Annotated in this window: 6 protein-coding genes and 1 pseudogene; 4 read left to right on the top strand and 3 right to left on the bottom strand. The window is 66.3% G+C overall.

Annotation, left to right across the window (positions count from 1 at the left end):
- Positions 1-368 precede the first annotated feature (368 nt).
- A complete protein-coding gene (gene bamC, locus M3461_07675) occupies positions 369-1,382 on the bottom strand; it encodes an outer membrane protein assembly factor BamC (protein ID MDQ3774239.1) in 1,014 nt (337 codons plus the stop codon).
- A 106-nt stretch (positions 1,383-1,488) separates the two neighbouring features.
- Positions 1,489-2,400, bottom strand: coding sequence for a 4-hydroxy-tetrahydrodipicolinate synthase (gene dapA / locus M3461_07680; GenBank protein MDQ3774240.1), 912 nt, complete (start codon positions 2,398-2,400; stop codon positions 1,489-1,491).
- A gap of 174 nt (positions 2,401-2,574) precedes the next feature.
- On the opposite strand from dapA, the gene M3461_07685 reads away from it, so the two are divergent.
- From M3461_07685 to gyrA, 4 genes are all read left to right on the top strand, one after another.
- Positions 2,575-3,102 carry a glycine cleavage system protein R gene (locus tag M3461_07685; protein ID MDQ3774241.1) on the top strand — a complete coding sequence of 176 codons (528 nt, stop codon included), beginning with the start codon at positions 2,575-2,577 and terminating at the stop codon, positions 3,100-3,102.
- A gap of 22 nt (positions 3,103-3,124) precedes the next feature.
- Positions 3,125-3,592, top strand: coding sequence for a peroxiredoxin (locus tag M3461_07690; GenBank protein ID MDQ3774242.1), 468 nt, complete (start codon positions 3,125-3,127; stop codon positions 3,590-3,592).
- Between the two features lie 33 nt (positions 3,593-3,625).
- The gene (locus tag M3461_07695) at positions 3,626-5,062 is read left to right on the top strand and encodes a PhoH family protein (protein MDQ3774243.1); all 1,437 of its coding nucleotides are present in this window, start codon (positions 3,626-3,628) and stop codon (positions 5,060-5,062) included.
- Positions 5,063-5,187: 125 nt separating this feature from the next.
- Positions 5,188-7,713, top strand: coding sequence for a DNA gyrase subunit A (gene gyrA, locus M3461_07700; protein MDQ3774244.1), 2,526 nt, complete (start codon positions 5,188-5,190; stop codon positions 7,711-7,713).
- A 22-nt stretch (positions 7,714-7,735) separates the two neighbouring features.
- On the opposite strand, the pseudogene M3461_07705 reads toward gyrA, so the two are convergent.
- Positions 7,736-8,141: pseudogene (locus M3461_07705) on the bottom strand (phage integrase N-terminal SAM-like domain-containing protein).
- Positions 8,142-8,310: the final 169 nt, after the last annotated feature.

The following is an 8,310-nucleotide window of genomic DNA, read 5'->3' on the forward strand; positions in this document are numbered from 1 at the left end:
TCGCTACCCCGGACAGATCACCCTGACGGCCGGGCGCGTCGAGTCCCTGTGGCTCGGCGGCACGTCGAAATGATGGCTCTTCGATTACAGTCGGGTACCGCCCCGTTTTGCAGGAGAGCGAGATCCCGGTCCCCTCCCCTGCGGAGCGGGGGAGGGTCAGGGTGGGGGTAAAGGCGCCGCCCAGGAAAAAGCTTGGTCAGCGCGTGTAGGTCTAACCCCCTCCCCAGCCCCCCGTCCGTAAAAAGCACGGACACGGGAGGGAGTTTCTCGGTGCTCTCCCGGAGGGAGATCGAGCTTGTCCACGTACCTGAAATTCCGAATATGTTTGGATAGGTTTTTCACAAACCCTCCGTCCGGTCGAGGTCCCGCTATTCCGTTCCTTCCCCGGCCTGATTGAGCGCGGTCTCCAAGCGCGTCAGGATCTCGTCGGCCACCGGGCCGCTCTCCCAGTTGCCGTCCTCGTCCAGCACCACCACCTCGGTCTTCTCGCCGATGCCGGTCAACTGCACCTCGTGCTCGGTTGCGTCGCCGCGCCAGAAGACCAGGGACGATAGGAAACCCCCCTGCTCGGAGGCGGCACCCGGAGCCCCGGTGAAATCGACGAAATACACGCCGCGATCCCGATCCTCGTCCGCGACCGTGAAGCCGGCCTTGGCCAGGGCCTGACCGGTCAGATGCCAGGCCTCGGAAAAGTCCTCGGTGACACGCAGGTACTTCTTGCCCTCACCGGCGCTCACGAGCTCGGCCCGCCCGCCCGCGCCCGTTTGACCGACGCCAACGGCGGCGGGCGGCGGCGAACGTTCGGTCTCTTCTGCGGGATCCTCTTCAGGCTCCTCCGCGGGTTCATCGTCGCCACCGCCGGCCGGGGTGCGGGCGCCATAGGATCGGGACTCGGACTCGGGCTCGGCTTCCGATGCCTCTTCCTCCTCGTCGGCCGGTGAGCTGTAATCGGCGTCCTCGTCGGCAATGCGCTCGTCCGGATCGTCGTCCGACCGGCCGTCGTCGGAGCGGCTGTCGTCGAGCGCGGTGGTGTCTTCCGGCGTCGGGACGTCTTCCGGGTACTCCTCCGCCGGGGCACGATACGGTTCTCCGCCCGAGTCACCCCCCGACCGTTCGCCGCTGCCGCGCCTGGCGATGCGTTCCTGATACGTCGAATAGCTGGCGGTACCCTTGGCGTCCACCTCCGGTACCGACAGGGTGTCCGAGACGGCATCGGAGGACAGATCGGGGGGTATCTCGAGGTCCGGCAGGGACGCGCTCTTCTGGTACTCCTTGTTGCGGTCCGGCATGACATCGTCGAAGGTGGGGAACCAACTGCACCCGAGCATCGCAGAGAGGCAAAGACCGAGGATCAATCCACGCACCATGAGCCCACGCATCATAGGGTCTTGCCTCACGCTTGACATCACGTTCGGGCCCCGCTCGGGACCCTCGGAAACAACTACGTTTAGGGACACGCCGGGATACCTCCGCGGCGGCCACGGGCGGTCACGCGGATGCCTCCGCGGCGGCCACGGGGACACCCGCTTGCCGCATGGCCTCCCGGACGCGCGCATGACAGGGCTCGGCCAACCACGTCAGGGGCAGTCGGATCCCGCGTCGGATGAGCCCCATCTGGTGGAGCGCCCATTTCGCCGGGATGGGGTTGGACTCGGCGAACAGATCACGGTGCAGGCCGCGGAGCCGCGCATCGATCGAAACCGCCCGCGCTCGATCCCCGGTCGCGGCGGCGGCACACATCTCGTGCATGGCCTTCGGCGCCACATTGGCGGTCACGGAGATCACCCCCTGCCCGCCCCGCAGGATGAACTCCATGGTGGTGGCATCGTCCCCGCTCAGGAGCACGAAATCGGGCCCGCAGCGCTCCCGCAAGGCCTCGACGCGATCCAGGTCTCCAGTCGCCTCCTTGACACCGACGATGTGCTTGACCCGAGACAGGCGCCCCACCGTCTCGGGCAGCATGTCGCAGGCCGTGCGGCCCGGGACGTTATACAGGATCTGGGGAATGGCCACCGCCTCGGCCACGGCCCGATGGTGCAGATAGAGCCCCTCTTGCGTGGGCTTGTTATAGTACGGTGTGACCAGCAGGCAGGCATCGGCACCGGCGGTGCGCGCGCAGGCGCTCAGACGGATGGCCTCGGTGGTCGCGTTGGCGCCGGTGCCGGCAATCACCGGCACCCGCTTGCGGACCTGCCGGACGACTTGGCGGATCACCTCGCAGTGCTCCTCTTCGTTCAGGGTCGCGGACTCACCCGTGGTCCCGACGGCCACGATGCCGTCGCTGCCGTTCTCGATATGGAACTCGCAAAGCCCCCGCAGCCCATCCCAATCGATGGGGACCTCCGCGCCCTGCCCCGTCTCCATCGGCGTGGCCAGGGCCACGATACTGCCTCGAAACATCGATCGCGTCTCTCAACGCCCGTCATGGACCGGGCATAGTACGTGCCCGCTCCGCACTTGACAAGGACGGTCCCGCCCCTTTCTCCGGCGCTCGCGGCGCCTCCGGCTGGCGGATCCCGGCACGATTTCAGGTATACTTTTCGTTCGCCCTTTGGCCCGGCGCCCGGACCCAGGATGCAGAATCACTTCGTCATCTCCGCCCTCGGCAACAACCGCCCGGGGCTCGTGCATCAATTATCGAAGGCCGTCAAGGACTGCGGCTGCAACATCCTCGACAGCCGCATGGCGGTCCTGGGCGGCGAGTTCGCCGTGATCCTGCTCCTCGCGGGCACCTGGGATGCGATCGCCAAGATCGAGAGCATGATCCCGCGCCTCGAGGACAGCCTCGACCTCACGCTCATCTCGCGCCGCACCGAGGTCCGCGAGAAGGTCGCCAACCTCATGCCCTACGCGGTCGAGGTGGTGGCGAGCGATCGGCCGGGTATCGTCCACGACATCGCGCAGTTCTTCTCGTCGCGGGACATCAACATCGAAGAGCTGTTCACCGGCAGCTACTCGGCCGCCCATACCGGGACCCCCATGTTCTCACTGCACGTGACCATCAGCGTCCCGACCAACACCTCCATCGCGGCGCTGCGCGGCGAGTTCATGGATCTCTGCGACCAGCTCAACCTGGATGCGGTCATGGAACCCGTCAAGTAAGGCCCCATATGAGCCCACCAGCATGAGCCCGCCCGCGCTCGGCCACCCGGTGCCCGACTTCGAGTTGCCCGCGACCGGCGGGAAATCGATCCGGTTGTCCGCGCTCCGAGGCCGCGCCGTGGTCCTGTATTTCTACCCCAAGGACAGCACCCCGGGTTGCACCGTCGAGAGCCGGGACTTCCGCAACCAGTTACCGGCGTTCGCGCGCGCCCATGCCGTCGTGCTGGGCGTGTCGCGCGACGGGCTGCGCTCCCACGAGCGTTTCAAGGGTGCGGAGTGCCTGCCCTTCGAGCTCCTGGCCGACGAGGACGAGGCCCTGTGCCGTCAGTACGAGGTTCTCAAGGAGAAGAACCTATACGGCAAGAAGGTCATGGGGATAGAACGCAGCACCTTCCTCATCGATGGCGCTGGCGTGTTGCGCCGGGAATGGCGCAAGGTCAAGGTGGAAGGCCACGTCGCCGAGGTGTTGCTCGCGCTCCAGACCCTCTAGGGGGCGCGGCTCCGACCTGCAGAGCGCGCCGCGGTGGTCACCGAGCCCCGTCCACGGCTGTTCGTGCTCGACACCAATGTGTTGCTGCACGATCCGACGGCCTTGTTCCGCTTCGAGGAGCATGACCTGTACGTGCCCATGGTCGTCCTGGAGGAGTTGGACGCGGCCAAGAAAGGCGCCTCGGAGCTGGCCCGCAACGCCCGCCAGGTTAGCCGCTTCCTGGATGAGCTGATCGGCGACGCCGACCGCCGGGCCATCGAGCACGGGCTGCTACTCCCGCAGCCGACCAGTGCTCGCAACGGCGACCTCCCCGGGGGACCGATTACTCCTCTGGGGCCGCGGGGCGGACGCCTGTTCCTGCAGACCGAGCAGCTCAGCGTGGACCTGCCCGCGCCCGTGCCCGGCAACAAGCCGGACCACATCATCCTGGCCGTGGCCATCGCGCTGGGGCCGCTCCGCCCCGATCGCACCGTCATCCTGGTCTCCAAGGACATCAACCTGCGCATCAAGGCGCGTGTCCTGGGCGTCCCGGCCGAGGACTACTACAGCGACCGGGTCATCGACGACGCCCGCCTGCTCTATGCCGGCACCCATGAGCTCCCCCCCGATTTCTGGGCGCGTCATGGCGAGGACATGCGCTGCTGGCAGGAGCACGACCGTACCTTTTATGAAGTGCAGGGGCCGCTGGCGCGCCGCTGGTACCCGAACGAGTTCCTCTACCAGCCCGGCCAGCAGGGCTTCGAGGTCATTGTCCAGCGCGGGCAGGGCGAGCGCACCACGCTCCAGAAGGTCGTCGATTACCGGGCGGCCCGCAACGCCGTCTGGGGCATCACCGCGCGCAACCGCGAGCAGAACTACGCTTTGAACCTGCTCATGGACCCGGGCGTCGATTTCGTGACCCTGCTCGGCACGGCCGGGACCGGCAAGACCTTGCTGGCGCTCGCCGCGGGCCTCGCGCAGACCATGGAGATGCAGCGTTATCGCGAGATCGTCATGACCCGCATCACGGTGCCGGTGGGCGAGGACATCGGTTTCCTCCCCGGCACCGAGGAGGAGAAGATGACGCCCTGGATGGGGGCCTTGCTCGACAACCTGGAGGTCCTGACGCAGACCGATGTCGGCGGAGACTGGGGCCGCACCGCCACCACCGATCTGTTACAGAAACGCATCAAGATCCGCTCGCTCAGCTTCATGCGCGGCCGCACCTTCCTGAACCGTTATGTGATCATCGACGAGGCCCAGAATCTGACCGCGAAGCAGATAAAGACCCTCATCACCCGCGCCGGCCCCGGCACCAAGATCGTCTGCCTCGGCAACCTCGCCCAGATCGACACCCCCTACCTGAGCGAGACCACCTCGGGCCTGACCTACGCGGTGGACCGTTTCAAAGAGTGGGAGTACAGCGGGCATGTGATCCTCTTGCGCGGCGAGCGTTCACGGCTCGCGGACTTCGCGGCGGAGGCGCTGTAGCCCGGATTTCTCGCCGCCACCCTGCTGCGGCGCGGGGCACAGGCCGCCGAAGGGGTGCGCCGGCTATGCTAAGATGCGGACACCCCCCGCCCTCTCCTAGAGCCTCTGGTTGATTGAATTGGGCCATGGTCGATTTCGCCAAAGAGCTGTCCCCCGTCAACATCGAAGATGAGATGCGCCAGTCCTATCTGGACTACGCCATGAGCGTCATCGTGGGGCGCGCCCTGCCCGACACCCGCGACGGGCTCAAGCCCGTACACCGCCGCGTCCTGTACGCGATGCGCGAGCTCGGCAACGACTGGAACAAGCCCTACAAGAAATCGGCGCGCGTGGTCGGCGACGTCATCGGTAAATACCACCCCCACGGCGACGTGGCCATCTACGACACGATCGTGCGCATGGCCCAGCCCTTCTCGCTGCGCTACATGCTCATCGATGGGCAGGGCAATTTCGGCTCGGTAGACGGCGATGCCCCAGCGGCCATGCGCTACACCGAGGTGCGCATGTCGCGCATCGCCCACGAGTTGCTGGCCGATCTCGATCAGGAGACGGTCGATTTCGTCCCCAACTACGACGGCTCGGAGACCGAGCCCTCGATCCTGCCGACGCGCATCCCCAACCTGTTGATCAACGGCTCGACCGGGATCGCCGTCGGGATGGCCACCAACATCCCCCCGCACAACCTGCGCGAGGTCATCGACGCCTGCCTGGCGCTGATCGAGCGGCCCGAGCTGACGATCCCGGCCCTCTGCGAGCTCATCCCCGGTCCCGATTTCCCGACCGCGGGGATCATCCACGGCATCGCCGGGATCCGCGAGGCCTACGCGACCGGCCGCGGGCGCATCTACCTCCGCGCCAGGACCGCGTTCGAGAACGAGGGAGAACGCATCGTGGTCTCCGAGCTGCCCTACCAGGTCAACAAGGCCAAGCTCCAGGAACGCATCGCCGAGCTCGTCAAGGACAAGAAGCTCGAAGGGATCCGCGAGATGCGCGACGAGTCCGACAAGGACGGCATGCGCCTGGTGATCGAGCTCAAGCGCGGGGAGATCGCGGAAGTGGTCCTGAACAACCTCTTCCAGCACACCCACATGCAGGTGGTGTTCGGCATCAACGTGGTGGCCCTGGTGCAGGGCCGGCCGCGGACGCTGAACATCAAGGAGATCCTGGAGTGCTTCCTGCGCCACCGGCGCGAGGTGGTCACGCGCCGTACCCTCTACCAGCTTCGCAAGGCGCGCGATCGGGCCCATGTGCTGGAGGGGCTCGCGGTGGCGCTGGCCAACATCGACCCCATCATCGCCCTCATCAAGGCCTCGCCGAGCCCCGCCGAGGCCAAGCGCGGCCTGATGGACAACGTCTGGGCGCCCGGTGTGGTGGTCCAGATGCTGGAGCGCGCGGGGGCCGAGTCTTCGCGACCACGCGATCTACCCGAGCAATACGGCCTCAGCGCAGAGGGCTATAGACTCTCCGAAGTCCAGGCCCAGGCGATCCTGGATTTGAGACTGCAGCGGCTCACGGCCCTGGAGCAAGACAAGATCATCGAGGAATACCAGTCGCTTTTGAAACAGATCCAGGACCTCCTCGATATCTTGAGGCTTCCCGAACGGCTCATGGAGGTGATCCGCGGGGAGCTCACGGCGGCCCGGGATCAGTTCAGCGACGCGCGCCGCACCGAGATCCGTACCGATGCGGCCGATCTCCGGCTCGAGGACCTCATCGGCGAGGAGGATGTGGTCGTGACCCTCTCGCACGAAGGCTATGCGAAGGCCCAGCCGCTCGATCAATACCGCTCGCAGCGCCGCGGCGGCAAGGGCAAGACCGCCACCGCGATGAAGGAAGAGGACTTCATCGAGAAGCTCTTCGTGGCCAATACCCACGACACCATCCTGTGCTTCTCGAGCCTCGGCCGGCTCTACTGGCTCAAGGTCTACGAGCTGCCGCAGGCGGGACGGACGGCGCGCGGCAAGCCCATGGTCAACCTCCTGCCGCTCGCCGAGGGCGAGCGCATCACGGCCATCCTGCCCATCAAGTCCTTCGAGCAGGAGGGCTTCGTGCTCCTGGCCACGCGCCAGGGCGTCGTCAAGAAATGCCCGCTGGCCGAGTTCTCACGCCCGCGCCAGAGCGGGATCATCGCCATCGACCTCCCCGACGGCGACCGGCTGGTCGGCGTCGCCCTGACCGACGGGGAGCAGGACGTGATGCTGTTCTCGAGCACCGGCAAGGCCGTGCGCTTCCGGGAAGGGGAGGTGCGCGCCATGGGACGCACGGCGCGCGGGGTCCGCGGCCTCCGGCTCGCCGAGGGCGAGACGGTCATCGCGCTCATCATCGTCGTGCCCGGCACCCACATCCTGTGCGCCACCGAGCGCGGCTACGGCAAGCGCACCCCGGTCGAGGACTACCCGCGCCACGGGCGCGGCGGCCAGGGCGTCATCGCCATCCAGACGACGGCGCGCAACGGCTTGCTCGTCGGCGCCATCGCGGTCCGCGACGAAGACGAGGTGATGCTGGTCAGCAACCGCGGCATGCTGGTGCGCACCCCGGCCCGCGACATCAGCATCGTCGGCCGCAACACCCAGGGCGTCCGCCTCATCGACCTGCCCGAGGACGAGCGCTTGGTCGGAATGGAGAGGTTCGTGGACTACGGGGAGGAATGAGCGTAAATATCCTGCCACTTCGCATGCCGGTCCCGTAGAGCAGGCGGATCCTCAATCCCACCATGCCGCTCAGGTGTGCCAGGATCGATTCGACCTGCTGGCGGGTCAAGACGACGGGGAGGCGCTCCGGCCTTCGCGCCGACTCGACGCCTTCGAGCCACGGCAGAGGCTCCCCGAGGACCTCCTTGCAGAGGAATAGGACCGCGCTCTTGGCCTCGTTCTGCGTCGAGACCGACAGCCGCTTCGCCACCGCGAGGTGGGTCAGGAACGTCTCGACCTCCGCCGCCCCCATGTCGCCAGGGGTGCCTCTTGTTGTGATGAAATACGAAGCGCCGGATGCGGTCCACGTACGCCTCTTCGGTCCGGATGCTGTAGTACTTCCGCCGGATCCGGTCTCGGACCTGCAGACGGGGTTGTCCACCACCCATAACGACCTCCGAAGGTGTACTTGCTTCTCGGCTTTAGGGGGTACTCATAGGTAAGATCTTATAACTATATGAGTTATAAAGATAACAAATGCGTGGAACTTTTAGGGCTCCACCCGATCTGATCAACTTTATCGGCAAATCAAGATGATCGGGGAGGGGAGGATGGAAC

The organism is Pseudomonadota bacterium, assembly GCA_030860485.1.
Taxonomy (GTDB): Bacteria; Pseudomonadota; Gammaproteobacteria; order JACCXJ01; family JACCXJ01; genus JACCXJ01.

Excerpts from the sequence above, each read along its gene's own strand:
- bamC (MDQ3774239.1), bottom strand. The coding sequence starts at position 1,382 with ATGATGCGTGGGCTCATGGTGCGTGGATTGATCCTCGGTCTTTGCCTC.
- dapA (MDQ3774240.1), bottom strand. The coding sequence starts at position 2,400 with ATGTTTCGAGGCAGTATCGTGGCCCTGGCCACGCCGATGGAGACGGGG.
- M3461_07685 (MDQ3774241.1), top strand. The coding sequence starts at position 2,575 with ATGCAGAATCACTTCGTCATCTCCGCCCTCGGCAACAACCGCCCGGGG.
- M3461_07690 (MDQ3774242.1), top strand. The coding sequence starts at position 3,125 with ATGAGCCCGCCCGCGCTCGGCCACCCGGTGCCCGACTTCGAGTTGCCC.
- gyrA (MDQ3774244.1), top strand. The coding sequence starts at position 5,188 with ATGGTCGATTTCGCCAAAGAGCTGTCCCCCGTCAACATCGAAGATGAG.